The 15,791-nt window shown below is 70.8% G+C and carries 15 protein-coding genes; 10 read left to right on the plus strand and 5 right to left on the minus strand.

Annotated elements, in window-relative coordinates; genetic code table 11:
• Positions 1-139: 139 nt before the first annotated feature.
• Positions 140-559 carry a peptidase inhibitor family I36 protein gene (locus ACSNOH_RS25805; protein WP_436723813.1) on the minus strand — a complete coding sequence of 140 codons (420 nt, stop codon included), beginning with the start codon at positions 557-559 and terminating at the stop codon, positions 140-142.
• A 149-nt stretch (positions 560-708) separates the two neighbouring features.
• Positions 709-1,452, minus strand: a complete 744-nt coding sequence (locus ACSNOH_RS25810) for an ArsR/SmtB family transcription factor (protein ID WP_436723814.1) — start codon at positions 1,450-1,452, stop codon at positions 709-711.
• Positions 1,453-1,619: 167 nt separating this feature from the next.
• Here ACSNOH_RS25810 and ACSNOH_RS25815 point away from each other — a divergent pair, with 167 nt between their 5' ends.
• From ACSNOH_RS25815 to ACSNOH_RS25835, 5 genes are all read left to right on the plus strand, one after another.
• Positions 1,620-1,847, plus strand: coding sequence for a hypothetical protein (locus ACSNOH_RS25815; protein ID WP_436723815.1), 228 nt, complete (start codon positions 1,620-1,622; stop codon positions 1,845-1,847).
• Positions 1,844-2,086 (plus strand): DUF7848 domain-containing protein, encoded by a 243-nt coding sequence (locus tag ACSNOH_RS25820; protein WP_436723816.1) that lies wholly within the window; start codon positions 1,844-1,846, stop codon positions 2,084-2,086. Before ACSNOH_RS25815 ends, ACSNOH_RS25820 begins: the two co-directional genes overlap by 4 nt.
• Positions 2,087-2,168: 82 nt before the next feature.
• Positions 2,169-3,890, plus strand: coding sequence for a methionine--tRNA ligase (metG, locus tag ACSNOH_RS25825; RefSeq protein ID WP_436723817.1), 1,722 nt, complete (start codon positions 2,169-2,171; stop codon positions 3,888-3,890).
• Between the two features lie 152 nt (positions 3,891-4,042).
• A complete protein-coding gene (locus ACSNOH_RS25830) occupies positions 4,043-4,429 on the plus strand; it encodes a DNA-binding response regulator (RefSeq protein ID WP_436723818.1) in 387 nt (128 codons plus the stop codon).
• A 10-nt stretch (positions 4,430-4,439) separates the two neighbouring features.
• Positions 4,440-4,976, plus strand: a complete 537-nt coding sequence (locus tag ACSNOH_RS25835) for a DinB family protein (protein ID WP_436723819.1) — start codon at positions 4,440-4,442, stop codon at positions 4,974-4,976.
• A gap of 188 nt (positions 4,977-5,164) precedes the next feature.
• Here the strand turns inward: ACSNOH_RS25835 and aspS are convergent, their stop codons facing one another.
• Positions 5,165-6,928 carry an aspartate--tRNA ligase gene (gene aspS, locus ACSNOH_RS25840; RefSeq protein ID WP_436723820.1) on the minus strand — a complete coding sequence of 588 codons (1,764 nt, stop codon included), beginning with the start codon at positions 6,926-6,928 and terminating at the stop codon, positions 5,165-5,167.
• A gap of 172 nt (positions 6,929-7,100) precedes the next feature.
• Between aspS and ACSNOH_RS25845 the strand changes: the two genes are divergently transcribed.
• Positions 7,101-9,263 carry an ATP-binding SpoIIE family protein phosphatase gene (locus ACSNOH_RS25845; protein WP_436723821.1) on the plus strand — a complete coding sequence of 721 codons (2,163 nt, stop codon included), beginning with the start codon at positions 7,101-7,103 and terminating at the stop codon, positions 9,261-9,263.
• A gap of 24 nt (positions 9,264-9,287) precedes the next feature.
• Here ACSNOH_RS25845 and ACSNOH_RS25850 read toward each other — a convergent pair whose 3' ends face one another.
• Complete coding sequence (locus ACSNOH_RS25850) at positions 9,288-10,235, minus strand: pirin family protein (RefSeq protein WP_436723822.1); 948 nt, start codon at positions 10,233-10,235, stop codon at positions 9,288-9,290.
• 110 nt (positions 10,236-10,345) lie between these two features.
• On the opposite strand from ACSNOH_RS25850, the gene ACSNOH_RS25855 reads away from it, so the two are divergent.
• Entirely contained in the window at positions 10,346-11,281 is a 936-nt protein-coding gene (locus ACSNOH_RS25855) for a trypsin-like serine peptidase (RefSeq protein ID WP_436723823.1), read from the plus strand.
• Positions 11,282-11,284: 3 nt separating this feature from the next.
• On the opposite strand, the gene ACSNOH_RS25860 is transcribed toward ACSNOH_RS25855, so the two are convergent.
• Positions 11,285-11,758, minus strand: a complete 474-nt coding sequence (locus ACSNOH_RS25860) for an SseB family protein (protein ID WP_106675595.1) — start codon at positions 11,756-11,758, stop codon at positions 11,285-11,287.
• A 130-nt stretch (positions 11,759-11,888) separates the two neighbouring features.
• Here ACSNOH_RS25860 and ACSNOH_RS25865 point away from each other — a divergent pair, with 130 nt between their 5' ends.
• The 3 genes from ACSNOH_RS25865 to ACSNOH_RS25875 all read left to right on the plus strand — a co-directional run bounded on the left by ACSNOH_RS25865 (position 11,889) and on the right by ACSNOH_RS25875 (position 15,659).
• Positions 11,889-13,715 (plus strand): acyl-CoA dehydrogenase, encoded by a 1,827-nt coding sequence (locus ACSNOH_RS25865; protein WP_436723824.1) that lies wholly within the window; start codon positions 11,889-11,891, stop codon positions 13,713-13,715.
• A gap of 86 nt (positions 13,716-13,801) precedes the next feature.
• Entirely contained in the window at positions 13,802-15,094 is a 1,293-nt protein-coding gene (locus tag ACSNOH_RS25870) for a M18 family aminopeptidase (protein ID WP_436723825.1), read from the plus strand.
• 1 nt (position 15,095) lies between these two features.
• Positions 15,096-15,659, plus strand: a complete 564-nt coding sequence (locus ACSNOH_RS25875) for a DUF4232 domain-containing protein (RefSeq protein ID WP_436723826.1) — start codon at positions 15,096-15,098, stop codon at positions 15,657-15,659.
• Positions 15,660-15,791 lie beyond the last annotated feature (132 nt).

Here is a 15,791-nt window from a genome sequence, read left to right on the forward strand (position 1 = left end):
GCCCCTTCGCCCCCACCGGACGACGACCCCGCACACCCCGCGGCCACCAGCAGCGCCCCCGCCACGGCGACGACGGCAGCGGCAAGGGCGCCCCGCCCGTGACGCGGGGCGGGGCACCCGGTGCGCGACGGCGACTCGGTCACCCGAACTTGCCGGACGCGTTGTTGTTCCGCAGCGCGGGGATGAGGTTCGCCGCGCCGCCGGCCGCGATGCGCTGGTGCACGCCGTGGTAGTTCGGGCTGTAGTAGATCGTGATGGCGTTGTTGAAGTCCCAGTTGTCGACCGAAGCCGCGTTGTTCCGCACGACCAGGCCCGAGCCGGAGCTTCCGCGCGTCGCGCTGCTCGTCACGAAGTGGTTGTTCCCGTAGTTCGGGTCGTTGTTGTACTGCTTGTAGATCGCACCCGTGTAGTTCTGGTGGTAGTACAGGCACGCGTAGCCGCTTGAGCAGCTCTCCGCGAAGCGGTCCGTGGACGCGGCCGCCGGCGTGGTGGCCAGAAGGCCCGAACCCGCGGTCGCCACGGCGATCGCCCCGGCCACGGCCAGACGCTTGAATCGCATACGAAAGCCCTCCTGTTTCAGGTGTTTGCAGGAGCGTTCCGGTTTCAGGCGCCATCCTTGCCGAGCCGCCGGGAGGAAGGACAGCGCCTTCGAACCTCGTCGAAACGAACAGCTCACTCACGAGCGGCAGCTCACTCGCGAGCAGGAGCTCACTCGCGGCTCGAACGCACCAGTGCGGAACCGGTGCGCGTGCGCACGTGCAGCGCGGTGGTGCCGTGCGGCACCGTCCTGAGCAGGCCCGCGTCCCGCAGAGCCGCCAGGTGGTGGCTCACCGTCGGCGCGGAGACGCCCACGCGGCGGGCCAGCTCACCGGACGTGCAGGCCGTCCCGGCCGCGATCAGGATGCCGGCGCGGGTCGCCCCCATGAGGCGCGCGAGCGCCTTGTCGGCCACCGGACCGGTCTGCGGCTGGGCGGCCGGGTGCACGAGGACGGGCGGCGCGTCCGGATCCTCGGGCAGGTGCCCCGCGCCGTGGCAGAAGTGCGACGGCTGCAGCAGCAGCCCCCGCCCGCCGAGCTCGCAGTCCCGCTCCACCGCGCTGCGCACGTGCAGCGTCGGCGGCAGCCACCGCATGGTGGGCGCGTAGCTGCGCAGCAGACCGTTCACCCCGCCGTCCAGCAGCGCCCGGATCCGCAGGGCGCGGTCGCCGTCCACGCTGCCGCGGACGGCCTCCCAGTACGGGTCGAGGGCCACCTCCCGGTACGCCTGCGCCGACCGCGCGCAGCCCGGCGGCGGCAGCCGGGCGAGGACGTCACGGTGCCAGGCGGCGTACCGCGGCGGCACCACCCGTCTTCGCAAGTGCCGCAGGCTCAGCACCAGTTCCCAGTGAAGATCGGGTGCGGTCGCCACGCGGGTGTTGAGGAGATCCGTGTCGGAGAAGTGAATACGGAGCACCGCGGCAGAGTGTCAAGGACGGTACGGGGGCACCAGTCGAAATGCGGCTACGGCGAACTTTGGCCGAGTTCGGCACCCGCCCCGCCCGGACCGCGCCGGGCTCCGGGCGCCGCGTCCGTGTCCATCCCGTGACCGGTCGGGCGGCCATCCGTGGGCATCAATACGGTGTGAGCAGAGAAAATCCCCCACCAATCCCTCTCGGCTACGCCGTCGACACCCGCACCAACCGCCTCGGCCAGGTCATGGACCTCCACGCCGACCGCGTACAGCTGCGCCCGCCCCAGGGCGGGCGCGAGTGGGACTGCCCTCCCGAGCACGCCCGCCCCGCCTCCGAAGCGGAAGCGCTGCGCGCCCGCGTGGCCCGGCTCAACGCCGTGAGCAGGTGGGGCGTGTGAGCGCACGGACCCCCCGCGCCGTCTACCGCTACGGCACCTGGACCCTCGCCCCCGACCGCGAGCCCGACGCCGAGCCCGTCACGTACGCCATGCAGTGCGCCGTCTGCGAGGAGCGCTCGGACGTCCTGGAGGACCCCGCCGCCGCCCAGGCGTGGACCTTCCGGCACGCCGGCCGGCACCCCTCCCACCACACCTACCGGGAGGTGATCACCCGGCCCTGGCGCGCCTGGATGGCCTGAACAAACGGGGCGCGGTCATCCCCGGCCGCTCGGATACGCTAAAGGCCTCCATATCCACACCCGCGACCAGGGAGCAGCCGCAATGGCTCGACACCTCATCACCAGCGCCCTTCCGTACATCAACGGGATCAAGCACCTGGGCAACATGGTGGGGTCCATGCTCCCGGCGGACGTGTACGCCCGGTACCTGCGCCAGACCGGCCGCGAGACGCTCTACATCTGCGCCACCGACGAGCACGGGACCCCGGCCGAGCTGGGCGCCAAGGAGCTCGGCCTGCCCGTGGACACCTTCTGCGCCCAGCAGCACGACGCGCAGAAGGCGATCTACGACGGCTTCGGCCTCTCCTTCGACTACTTCGGCCGGAGCTCCTCCCCGCAGAACCGGGAGATCACCCAGCACTTCGCGCGGCAGCTCAAGGCGAACGGCTTCATCGAGGAGCGCTCGATCCGCCAGGTCTACTCCCTGGCGGACGCCCGCTTCCTGCCCGACCGCTACATCGTCGGCACCTGCCCGCACTGCGGCTACGACAAGGCCCGCGGCGACCAGTGCGAGAACTGCACCCGCGTCCTCGACCCGACCGACCTGATCGACGCCCGCTCGGCGATCAGCGGCAGCAGCGAGCTGGAGGTCCGCGAGACCAAGCACCTCTTCCTGCTCCAGTCGAAGCTGCAGGGCGAGGTCGAGGCGTGGATCGACGAGCACGGCAAGGACTGGCCGGTCCTGGCCTCCTCGATCGCCCGCAAGTGGCTGACCGAGGGCCTCAACGACCGCGCGATCACCCGCGACCTGGACTGGGGCGTGCCCGTCCCGGCCGACACCTGGCCCGAGCTGGCCGCCGAGGGCAAGGTCTTCTACGTCTGGTTCGACGCCCCGATCGAGTACATCGGCGCGACGAAGGAGTGGGCGGACCAGGACCCGGAGAACCGCGACTGGAAGTCCTGGTGGTACGAGGCCACGGACGTCCGCTACACCCAGTTCATGGGCAAGGACAACGTCCCCTTCCACACGGTGATGTTCCCGGCCACCCAGCTCGGCGTCCGCGAGCCCTGGAAGAAGGTCGACTACGTCAAGGCCTTCAACTGGCTCAACTACTACGGCGGCAAGTTCTCCACCTCCCAGAAGCGCGGCGTCTTCACGCACGACGCCCTGGAGCTGCTGCCCGCCGACTACTGGCGCTACTTCATGATGGCGAACGCCCCCGAGTCGGACGACACGTCCTTCACCTGGGAGCTGTTCTCGGCCACCGTGAACAAGGACCTCGCCGACGTCCTCGGCAACTTCGTCAACCGCGTCCTGTCCTTCTCCAAGAAGCGCTTCGGCGAGCAGGTCCCGGCCGGCGCCGAGGCCGGCGAGGCCGAGGCCGCCCTGGGCCGCGAGATCGCCCAGCTCCTTCAGGAGTACGAGGAGCACATGGAGGCCATGCAGTTCCGCAAGGCCGCCCAGGCCCTGCGCGCCCTGTGGAGCGCCGGCAACTCCTACCTGGAGACCAAGGCCCCCTGGCTGGAGATCAAGACCGACCCGGAGGCCGCGGCGCTGACGCTGCGCACGGCGATGAACCTGATCCACCTGTACGCGGTGATCTCGGAGCCCTTCATCCCCCAGTCGGCGTCGGCCCTGCGCCTGGCGTTCGACCTGCAGGACGACACGAAGACGTGGGTCACGGCGGACGAGGCCCGCTCGCTGTCCTTCGTCCCGGCCGGCACGGCCTTCACCGTCCCGCCGGTGCTCTTCGCGAAGATCACCGAGGACGACCTGGCCGCCTACCGCGAGCGCTTCGGCGGCGGTGAGGAGACGGCGGCCTAGCCTCCCGGCGCACCAGCCCCGCAAGGGCCCGGAACCGCACGGTTCCGGGCCCTTGCCCGTACCCGTTGATGGATCGGTAATCGTCCGTTGAGGCCGCCCCGGCACGCTGGCGGGCGAGACGTACGGGGGAAGCGCGGAGACGAGGAAGAGCAGTGTTCAAGAAGCCGATCACCATCAGCGTGCACGCCACCGACGAGCTGGCCCGGGCCCGGTTCGTCCGCGAGGTGCGGGCCATGCTGCCCGAGGTGCGGGTGGTCCGGCGGGTCTCGGAGGAGGAGGGGGAGGGGGACGTCGGCTTCGTCCTCATGGGAGCCGGCGACCCGGCCGCGGCGGCCACCCTGCGCCGGCTGACCCGCGCGGGCGGGGCGGTGGTCCTGGTCGCCGACGAGCTCGGCGAGAGCGAGCTGATGGCCGTCGCGGAGTACGGCGTACGGTCCGTGCTGTGGCGCCCGGCGATCACCCGCCGGCAGCTGTCCCGGGCCGTCCACAGCGCCGCAGGATGCTGCCCAAAACTGCCCATGCTGACCGCGCTCGTGTGACACTGCCGTCATGGTGACGACAGAGCGTGCCATCCCACCCCTGACGGCCGATGAGCGCACCACACTGGAGAGTTGGCTGGACTTCCAGCGCGTCACCCTCGCGCGCAAAGTCGACGGCCTGACCGACGAGCAGGCGCGGGAGCCGGCCGCGCCCCCGTCCACGCTGAGCCTGCTGGGCCTCGTGCAGCACATGGCCGAGGTGGAGCGGCAGTGGTTCCGCCGGGTGCTGCAGCGCGGGGCGGCGCCGCCGCTGTTCGGCCCGGGCGCGGGCGGCGAGGCGCGCACCGCCGAGGCGCTCGACGCGTCCGAAGCGGGCCTGGACGTCGCACCGGGCGCACGGCTCGCGGACGCCGTGGCCGTATGGCAGGAGGAGATCGCGCGGGCCCGCGCCACGTGCGCGCCGCTGTCGCTGGACGCGACGGGAAGCGTGAAGGGGCAGGAGGTCTCCCTGCGCTGGATCTTCCTCCACATGATCGAGGAGTACGCGCGGCACAACGGCCATGCGGACTTGCTGCGCGAGCGGACGGACGGCGTGACGGGGTACTGAGCGCACATTCCGCCGGACCCTCGCCATCGTGGCCGGTCGCCGTTGCGGCGGGCATTTTTTCTTCCGCCGCAACGGCGCTGTGCCACGACGTGGCTGTCCGGCGGTGCCGGATCACCCCGGGCACGCGTGAGCCCCCGCGCCGGCGACGGCGCGGGGGCTCACGAACGTACGGGACGTACGGGTCCGTCCTACTTGACGACCGGCTTACGGATCGACAGGTGGAGCTCCTTCAGGCGGGACTCGTCGACCTCGCTCGGCGCGCCCATCAGCAGGTCCTGCGCGTTGCCGTTGAGCGGGAAGGCGATCGTCTCGCGGATGTTCGGCTCGTCGGCCAGCAGCATCACGATGCGGTCGACGCCCGGGGCGATGCCGCCGTGCGGCGGGGCGCCGAACTTGAACGCGCGCAGCATGCCGCCGAACTCGCGCTCGACGTCCTCGTTGGAGTAGCCCGCGATCTCGAACGCGCGGTACATGACCTCGGGCTCGTGGTTACGGATGGCGCCGGAGGACAGCTCGGTGCCGTTGCAGACGATGTCGTACTGCCAGGCGAGGATGTCCAGCGGGTCCATCGTGTTCAGCGCCTCCAGGCCGCCCTGCGGCATGGAGAACGGGTTGTGCGAGAACTCGATCTGACCGGTGTCCTCGTTCTTCTCGTACATCGGGAAGTCGACGATCCAGCAGAACCGGAAGACGTTCTCCTCGAACTGGCCGGCGCGCTTGGCGGCCTCGACGCGCACGGCGCCCATGATCTTGGAGACCTCGTCGAACTCGCCCGCGCCGAAGAAGACCGCGTGGCCGGGCTCCAGGCCGAGGCGCTCGGCGAGGGCCTTGACGTTCTCCTCGGTGAGGAACTTGGCGATCGGGCCGGTCAGGGCGTTGCCCTCGCCGACGCGCACCCAGGCCAGGCCCTTCGCGCCCTGCTCGACCGCGTACTCGCCGAGGCCGTCGAAGAACTTGCGCGGCTGGTCGCCGGTGTCCGGGACGGCCAGCGCGCGGACGTGCTTGCCGGCGAAGGCCTTGAACTCCGAGCCTTCGAAGACGTCGGAGACGTCGACGAGCTCCAGCTTGGCGCGCAGGTCCGGCTTGTCGGAGCCGTACTTGAGCATGGCCTCGCGGAAGGGGATCCGCGGGAAGGGGGAGGTGACGTGACGGCCGTTGCCGAACTCCTCGAAGAGGTCGGTCATGACCTTCTCGATGACCTGGAAGACGTCCTCCTGCTCGACGAAGGACATCTCCATGTCGAGCTGGTAGAACTCGCCCGGCGAGCGGTCGGCGCGGGCGTCCTCGTCGCGGAAGCAGGGCGCGATCTGGAAGTAGCGGTCGAAGCCCGCGATCATCAGCAGCTGCTTGAACTGCTGCGGCGCCTGCGGCAGGGCGTAGAACTTGCCGGCGTGCAGGCGGGACGGCACCAGGAAGTCGCGCGCGCCCTCGGGGGAGGTGGCGGACAGGATCGGGGTGGCCAGCTCGTTGAAGCCGAGGTTGGTCATCTTCTCGCGGATGGAGGCGATGACGGCGGAGCGCAGCATGATGTTGCTGTGCATGCGCTCGCGGCGCAGGTCGAGGAAGCGGTACTCCAGGCGGCGCTCCTCGTTGACGCCGTCCTCGGTGTTGATCGTGAACGGCAGCGGCTCGGCGGCGCCCAGGACCTCGACGGCGGAGACCTCGACCTCGATCTCACCGGTGGGGAGCTCGGGGTTGATGTTGTCGGCACCGCGGCTGACGACCTTGCCGTCGATCCGGACGACGGTCTCCTTGGTGAGGTGGCTCAGGGCCTCGTTCGCCGGCGTGCCGGGGCGGGCCACGAGCTGCACCAGGCCGTGGTGGTCGCGAAGGTCGATGAAGAGGATGCCGCCCAGGTCACGCCGATTGTGCAGCCAGCCGCTCAGTCGCACGTCGGTGTCGACGTCAGCCGCACGGAGCTCGCCGCAGGTGTGGGACCGGTACCGATGCATCGTTCATCCAAGTCGTGATCGAGGGCGTGGGCTAGCGTGCCTACAGCGCGGGGCCGTGCGGCACAGGGCTAGCGTGCATACAACACGGGAGCAAGCGTACTGCGCGCTTGTGAAGATCCGCCCACCGTACCTTCGGTGGTACCCGTTGCGCAGACCTGCATAAAGTAGGGCAATGCGCACCGAGGACGTACTGGCCGCCACAGCGACCGGCCTGTGGCACTGGGACAACGCCACGCGCATCGCCACCTTCGACGCCGAGGCCTCCCGGCTGCTCGGCCTCCCCGCCACCCGTACGGAGCTCACCGAATCCGCCACGAGGGCGCGCTTCCACGCCGTGGACTGGGTGGAGGTCCAGGGCGTCATCAGCCTGGCCGTGGCCGAGGGCACGCTCACCGAGGCGCGGCTGCGGGTCGTCGACGACAAGGGCCGGGTGCTGCGCACGGTGCGCAGCCGGATGCGGCCGCAGCTGCGGGCCGCGGCCAAGGGCCGGGTGGACTTCGTGCTCGTCGGCACGGTGCAGGAGGTGCCGGAGCCGCAGCCGGGCACGTCCGCGGCCCGTACGCCGATGGTCACGGGCGACTGGCGGCGCAACAGGGAAGCGTTCCTGCTGGACGCCGGGCGGGCGCTCGCGGAGGCCCGGTCCACGGCCGAGGTGCTGCGGGTGGCGGCCGGGCTGTCGATGCCCGGCTTCGAGCCGTCCGGGCTCGCGGTCTTCAGCGCGCAGGGCGGCCGGGTCAGGGTGATCGGGCACCACGGGTACGCGCCGGGCAGTGCGGAACCGTTTCTCGACCTGCCCATGGACGCGGCCTACCCGGCGGCCGAGGTCATCCGCACGGGCCGGGCCACCTACCTGCCGTCGCCCGAGGACTACCAGCGCCGCTTCCCGGCCGCTTGGAAGGACGTCGCGCACTTCGGCCGGCAGTCGTGGGCGTTCCTGCCGCTGATCAACGCGGGGCAGGTCATCGGGGCGTGGATGGCCGGCTTCAGCGTGCCGGTGTCCTTCACTCCCGACGAGCGGTCCGTGCTGACGACGGTGGCCCGCATGCTCGCCCAGGCCCTGGGCCGGGCCAGCGTGCACGAGTCCGAGCGGGAGCTCACCGTCGGCCTGCAGCGCTCGATGATGCCGACGCTGCAGCAGGACATCCCCGGCATGGCCGTCGCCGCGCGCTACGTGCCGACCGGCGGCGGGCTGGAGGTCGGCGGCGACTGGTACGACATGATCCCGCTGCCCCTCGGCAGGATCGCCCTCGTCATCGGCGACGTGCAGGGGCACGACGTACGGGCCGCGGGTCTCATGGGCCAGCTGCGGATCGCCCTGCGCGCGTACGCCTCCGAGGGCCACCACCCCGACGCCGTCCTCTCCCGCGCCTCCCACTTCCTCGCCGGGATCAACGCCTCCGAGACCGAGGGCGAGGAGGGCGAGCCGCGCTTCGCGACGTGCCTGTACATCGAAGTCGACCCGGAGAGCGGGCGCCTCGTCATCGCCCGCGCCGGCCACCCGAACCCGGCGATCCGGCTCAGCGACGGCACCATGCTCGTCCGCAACACCGCCGGCGGGCTCCCGCTCGGCATCGACCCCGACACCGACTACCCCACCACGCGGCTCGTCCTCGAACCCGGCGAGACGATGCTCGTCTGCACCGACGGGCTGATCGAGACGGGCGGCCACGACCTGGACAGCGGCTGGAGCCGGCTGCGCGAGGTGATCGAGAACCAGCCGCTCGACCTCGGCGGGAGCGGCGGCGGGCCCGACGGCAGCGACCTGGAGGCGCTCGCCGACGCCCTCGTCCGGGCCGTCCACGGCCCGGCCTCCCACTACACCACCGGACCGCTCGTGGACCGGCGCGAGGACGACATCGCCGTCCTGCTGCTCGCCCGCGAGGGCGGCGCGGCCGGCGCCGGGCCGGCAGCCGTCCCGCACCCCGTGCGGCGCACGGTCCTCAGCATCGCCCAGGCCGAACCGGAACGGATCGCCGAGGCGCGGCAGCAGGTGCGCGACCTGATGCACGACTGGCCCGATGCCGACCAGGTCGACTCGGCCGTCCTGATGGTCTCCGAGATGGTCACCAACGTCCTCGTCCACACGGACGGGGACGCGGTGCTCATCGCCCGCATCAGCGGCGAACCGGGGGAGCGGTGCGTGCGCGTCGACGTCTCGGACGACAGCGACGAGCTGCCGCACCGGCGCCACCCGGGCGAGATGGCCTCCTCGGGCCGCGGCCTGGTCCTGATGGAGCTGCTGGCGGGGGCGTGGGGGGTGGACCCGCGGGGCGAGGGCAAGAACATCTGGTTCGAGCTGTACGAGAAGGACGGGGCACTTGCGGGGGCGGGCTGAACCCGCCCCCGGGTTCCGCAGGGGCTACGCGGCGGGGATGACTCCGAGCCGCCCCGCCTGGTAGTCGTCGAAGGCCTGGGCCAGCTCGGCGTGGGTGTTCATGACGAACGGGCCGTAGTGCTGCATGGGCTCGCGTATCGGCCGCCCGCCCAGCAGCACGACCTCGAACCGCTCGCTCCGCGAGTCCTGCCGCTCCGCGCCGCGGATCGTCACCGAATCCCCGTCGCCGAAGACGACCGTCTGCCCCGCCCCGAACGGACGCCCCTCCGCACCGGCCGCTCCGTATCCGGCGAGCCCGTACGCCAGCGCGTTGAAGTCGGACCGCCAGGGCAGCGTGACCTCCGCCCCGGGGCTGACGGAGGCGTGGATCATCGTGATCGGGGTGTGCGTCGCACCGGGCCCGGCGTGGCCCGCGACGTCGCCGGCGATGAGCCGCAGCAGCGCGCCGCCGTCCCCGGACGCCAGCAGCTTCACGCTGCCGCCGCGGATGTCCTGGTACTTCGGCGGGATCATCTTGTCCTTGGCGGGCAGGTTCACCCACAGCTGGAGGCCGTGGAAGAGGCCGCCGCTGACGACGAGATCCTCCGGCGGGGTCTCGATGTGCAGCAGGCCGGAGCCGGCCGTCATCCACTGGGTGTCGCCGTCGGTGATGACGCCACCGCCGCCGTGCGAGTCACGGTGCACGAACGTGCCGTCGATGATGTACGTGACCGTCTCGAAGCCACGGTGCGGGTGCCAGGGCGTGCCCTTGGGCTCTCCGGCGCCGTAGTCCACCTCGCCCATCTGGTCCATCATGATGAACGGGTCCAGGTACCTGTAATTGATCCCCGCGAAGGCCCTGCGCACGGGGAATCCCTCGCCCTCGAACCCCGACGGAGCCGTGCCGACGTACAGCACCGGCCGCTGCGGGACGCCCGCCGGAGCGGTGACGCGCGGCAGGGTCAGCGGGTTCTCGACGGTCACTGCTGGCATGACGACCTCCTCGGTTCGTTCACTCCCAAGTTAGTTGAAGGATGAACAACCCGCAAGGACCGCGCATTCCCCGCCACCGGCCGCCCCACCGGATCATGGACACTGGATCAATGCGCCAGAACGCCAGCCGGCCGGGCCCGGCCGCCGTCACCGCCCTCGTCGCCGGGGTCCTGGCCCTGGGCGCCCTCGGGGTCGTCGTGGCGAACCAGGGCCTGGCCACGGACTCCCCCGTGGCCGACGGCGACGCCTCGGGCCACTACGCCCAGCCGGAGGCGCAGGGCAACGAGACGGCGGAAGCGATGCGCTCGGCCGTCCGCACCGAGAACGGCACGGCGCCCCTTAAGCCCGTCGGCAGCAGGACGGATCCGCTGCCCGCCTCCGACCCCCTGCGCGCCACCGAGTCCGCGCCCTCGCCCGCCGTCGGCCCGCTGTTCTACACCGGCCAGGGCGCGCCGGGGCACGGCTGCAGCGCGAGCGTCGTGCACAGCCCGAAGGGCGATCTGGTCGTCACCGCCGCCCACTGCGTCTACCAGGACGGCTTCCGTACGGACATCGCGTTCGTCCCCGGCTACCACGACGGCGTCGCCCCGTACGGGGTGTGGGTGCCGGCGTCCATGGACGTCGACCCGGAGTGGGCGGCCGACCGCGACCCGGACCACGACGTGGCCTTCCTGCGGGTGCGCCGGCCGGGCCCGGACAGCAGGGCGATAGAGCAGGTCACGGGTGCGGAGCGGATCCGCTTCCGGCCGCCGGCCGGGCGGCGGGCGCGGGTGACGGGCTACCCGGTGACCGAGGAGCGCCCGGTCTCCTGCCAGAACACCGCGCAGACCTCCGGCCCGACGCAGCTGCGGTTCGACTGCGCGGACCTGCCCAACGGCACGAGCGGCGGCCCGTTCCTCACGGACATCGACCCCGCGACCGGGCTGGGCACGGTCATCGGGGTCGTGGGAGGCCGCGACGAGGGCGGCGACGAGGAGACCTCGTACAGCTCGTACTTCGGCGACGGCGTCGAGGCCCTCTACCGGCGAGCCACGAGCACGGGCTGAGCCTCAGCCGTAGAGCCTGCGCATCGTGAAGTCCACCATCTGCTCGACGGCCTTGGCGTCGAACACCATCCGGTGGTCGCCCTCGATGTCGAGCACGAAGCCGTACCCCGTCGGCAGGAGGTCGATCACCTCCGCCCCCGTGATGACGAAGTACTTCGACTCCTTGCCCGCGTACCGCCGCAGCTCCTTCAGCGACGTGAACATGGGGATCACGGGCTGCTGGGTGTTGTGCAGCGCGAGGAAGCCGGGGTTGTCGCCGCGCGGGCAGTAGACCTTCGAGGTGGAGAAGACGGTCTGGAAGTCCTCCGCGGACATCGAGCCCGTCGTGAAGGCCCGCACCGCATCGGCCAGCGACGGAGGAGACGGCTCCGGATAGAGCGGCTGTTCGCCGTAGACACCGGGACCGCCGTGCTGCTGAGGCGGCGGTGGCGGCGGCGCGTAACCCTGCGTGCCCGCGTTCTGGTCGTAGCCGTACATGCCGCAAAGCGTAAAGGGTCACAGTCGGTCGAACAGGGGTTGCGTCTTATTACCGGTGGGTAGCATCATGCAGATTACTGCCCGGTACGTATTTGAGGGTTCATCCTCCCAGTCCTACGGAGCCGTTGTCATGGGCCACTACAAGTCGAATCTCCGCGACATCGAGTTCAACCTCTTCGAGGTCCTCGGCCGCGACAAGCTGTACGGCACCGGCCCGTTCGCGGAGATGGACGTCGAGACCGCCAAGGACATCCTGTCGGAGATCACGCGCCTCTCGGAGAACGAGCTGGCCGATTCCTTCGCCGACGCGGACCGCAACCCGCCGGTCTTCGACCCGGACACCAACACCGCCCCGATCCCGGACACCTTCAAGAAGAGCTACCAGGCGTACATGGACGCCGAGTGGTGGCGTCTCGGCATCCCGGAGGAGATCGGCGGCACCACCGCGCCCCGCTCCCTGATCTGGGCCTACGCCGAGTCGATCCTGGGCTCCAACCCGGCGATCTGGATGTACTCCTCGGGCCCGGCGTTCGCCGGCATCCTCTTCGAGGAGGGCACCGAGCAGCAGAAGCACATCGCGAAGATCGCGGTGGAGAAGCAGTGGGGCTCCACCATGGTGCTGACCGAGCCCGACGCCGGCTCGGACGTGGGCGCCGGCCGCACCAAGGCCGTCCAGCAGGAGGACGGCTCCTGGCACATCGAGGGCGTGAAGCGCTTCATCACCTCGGGCGAGCACGACATGGCGGAGAACATCCTCCACTACGTCCTCGCCCGCCCCGAGGGCGCCGGCCCCGGCACCAAGGGCCTCTCCCTCTTCCTCGTGCCGAAGTACGAGTTCGACTTCGAGACCGGCGAGCTGGGCGAGCGCAACGGCGTCTACGCCACCAACGTCGAGCACAAGATGGGCCTCAAGGCCTCCAACACCTGCGAGATGACCTTCGGCGACAAGCACCCCGCCAAGGGCTGGCTCATCGGCGAGAAGCACGACGGCATCCGCCAGATGTTCATGATCATCGAGTTCGCCCGGATGATGGTCGGCACGAAGGCCATCGCCACCCTCTCCACCGGCTACCTCAACGCGCTGGAGTACGCCAAGGAGCGCGTGCAGGGCCCGGACCTGGCCAACTTCATGGACAAGACCGCGCCCAAGGTCACCATCACCCACCACCCCGACGTGCGCCGCTCCCTGATGACGCAGAAGGCGTACGCGGAGGGCATGCGCGCCCTCGTCCTCTACACCGCTTCGGTCCAGGACGAGATCATGATCAAGGAGGCCGCCGGCGAGGACGCCAAGGCGCTGCACGGCCTCAACGACCTGCTCCTGCCGATCGTCAAGGGCTACGGCTCCGAGAAGTCCTACGAGCAGCTGGCCCAGTCCCTGCAGACCTTCGGCGGCTCCGGCTACCTGCAGGAGTACCCGATCGAGCAGTACATCCGGGACTCCAAGATCGACACCCTCTACGAGGGCACCACGGCCATCCAGGGCCAGGACTTCTTCTTCCGGAAGATCGTCCGTGACCAGGGCCAGGCCCTGAACACCCTCTCCGAGGAGATCAAGAAGTTCCTGGCCTCCGAGGCCGGCGGCGAGGACCTGGCCGGCGCGCGCGGCGCGCTCGCCAAGGCCGCCGTGGACCTGGAGGCGATCGTCGGCAAGATGATCACCGACCTCACCGCGACCGGCGAGGACGTCAAGAACATCTACAAGGTCGGCCTGAACACGACCCGCCTCCTGCTCGCCTCCGGCGACGTCGTCATCGCCTACCTGCTCCTCAAGGGCGCGGCCGTGGCGGCCGAGAAGCTCGCCGACGCCTCCGCCAAGGACAAGGCGTTCTACACCGGCAAGGTCGCGGCGGCGAAGTTCTTCGCCTCCGACATCCTGCCGCGCGTCTCCGTCGAGCGCGCGCTCGCCGAGGGCGTCGACAACTCCCTCATGGAGCTGGACGAGGCCGCCTTCTAAGGCTGTTGAGGTCCGTGTGACGAAAGGGGCAAGAGCCCGGGCGCAAACCCCCGCCCGGCTCTTGCCCTGATCCTTATCCTGAGCCCATGAGCTCTGCGCACCGCTTCGACCGCGGCCACACCGACGACCTGATGACGTTCCTCGCCGCCAGCCCCTCCCCCTACCACGCGGTGGCCAACACCGCCGAGCGGCTGGAGAAGGCGGGATTCCGCCAGGTCGCGGAGACCGACGCGTGGGACGCCTCGACCGGCGGCAAGTACGTGACGCGCGGCGGCGCGATCATCGCCTGGTACGTGCCGGAGGGCGCGACGCCCGCCAGCCCCTTCCGGATCATCGGCGCCCACACCGACTCCCCCAACCTGCGCGTGAAGCCGCTCCCGGACACCGGCTCCGCGGGCTGGCGGCAGGTCGCCGTCGAGCTCTACGGCGGCACGCTCCTCAACACCTGGCTGGACCGCGACCTCGGCCTCTCCGGCCGCGTCACCCTCCGCGACGGCAGCCACCACCTCGTCAACGTCGACCGCCCGCTCCTGCGCGTGCCGCAGCTGGCGATCCACCTCGACCGCGGCGTCAACCAGGACGGCCTCAAGCTCGACAAGCAGAAGCACATGACCCCGATCTGGGGCCTGGGCGAGCCGAACGAGGGCGACCTGATCAACTTCGTGGCCCAGGAAATCAGCGTCCCCGCGCACGACATCACCGGCTGGGACCTGATGGTCCACAGCGTGGAACCGCCGGCCTACCTGGGCCGCGACGAGGAGCTCCTCGCGGGCCCCCGCATGGACAACCTGCTGTCCGTCCACGCAGGCGTAGCCGCCCTCACCGCAGCCATCACCTCCGAGGGCCTGCCGTACATCCCGGTCCTGGCCGCGTTCGACCACGAGGAGAACGGCAGCCAGTCCGACACGGGCGCGGAGGGCCCCCTCCTGGGCAACGTGCTGGAACGATCCGTCTTCGCCCGCGGCGGCACGTACGAGGACAAGGCCCGCGCCTTCGCCGGCACGATCTGCCTCTCCTCGGACACGGGCCACGCGGTCCACCCCAACTACACCGAACGCCACGAGCCGGGCCATCACCCCGTCCCCAACGGCGGCCCCATCCTCAAGGTCAACGTCAACCAGCGCTACGCCACGGACGGCAGCGGCCGGGCGGTGTTCGCCGCGGCGTGCGAGCGGGCGGGCGTGCCGTGGCAGCACTTCGTGTCGAACAACGCCATGCCGTGCGGCACGACGATCGGTCCGATCACGGCGGCGCGGCACGGCATCGCCACGGTGGACATCGGCGTGGCCTGCCTGTCGATGCACTCGGCGCGCGAGCTGTGCGGGGCGGAGGACCCGTACCTGCTGGCGTCGGCGCTCACGGCGTTCCTGGAAGGCTGACGTGAAGCGCATCTGGACGGCGGCGGCGCTGGCGGTCACGGCGACGCTCGCGCTGACGGCGTGCGGGGGCAAGAGCGACAGGGCGGAACCGAAGGATGTCACCACAACCGACGCGGCCGAACCGGAGGACGACAAGCCGCAGGAGAAGGGGGATGCCTGCGGCGCCCCCGACACAAAAATCGAGGCGAAGCCGCAAGCGGGCAAGCTCCTGCTGATCGCAACGAACACGGGCAAGAAGCCGTGCACCGCCTACGGCTTCCCGTACGTCCGCTTCGACCAGGACCAGGCGACGGCGAGCGTGGGTGACGAGACGAAGCCGAAGGCGCCGCTCAAGGTGGCGCCGGGCAAGCAGGCCTACGCCGCGATCACGCCCACGGCTCCGGACGGCTCCGGCGGCCCGGGCCGCGACGCGCACAAGTTGTCGGTGACGTTCCAGACCCGCGGAGGGGACCCGCTGCAGGGCGACCCGGCAACACCAGCCCTCCCGAACGACACCCTCCACGTGGACGACCAGGCAAAGGCCACGTACTGGCTACCGGACGAGAAAGCAGCACTGTCCGGCTGACCGGGCCCGCAGCCGGGAGACGGCAGGAGGGACGGGGGCGCAGGGGCAGGGGTCCGGGACGCTGACGTGTATTTGCGGGGACGACGCGGGGCAACGCAGCGGCGCGGGGGGCCCGTAAATATACGGTCCCGG

The organism is Streptomyces sp. URMC 127 (assembly GCF_051386535.1).
Classification (GTDB): Bacteria; Actinomycetota; Actinomycetes; order Streptomycetales; family Streptomycetaceae; genus Streptomyces.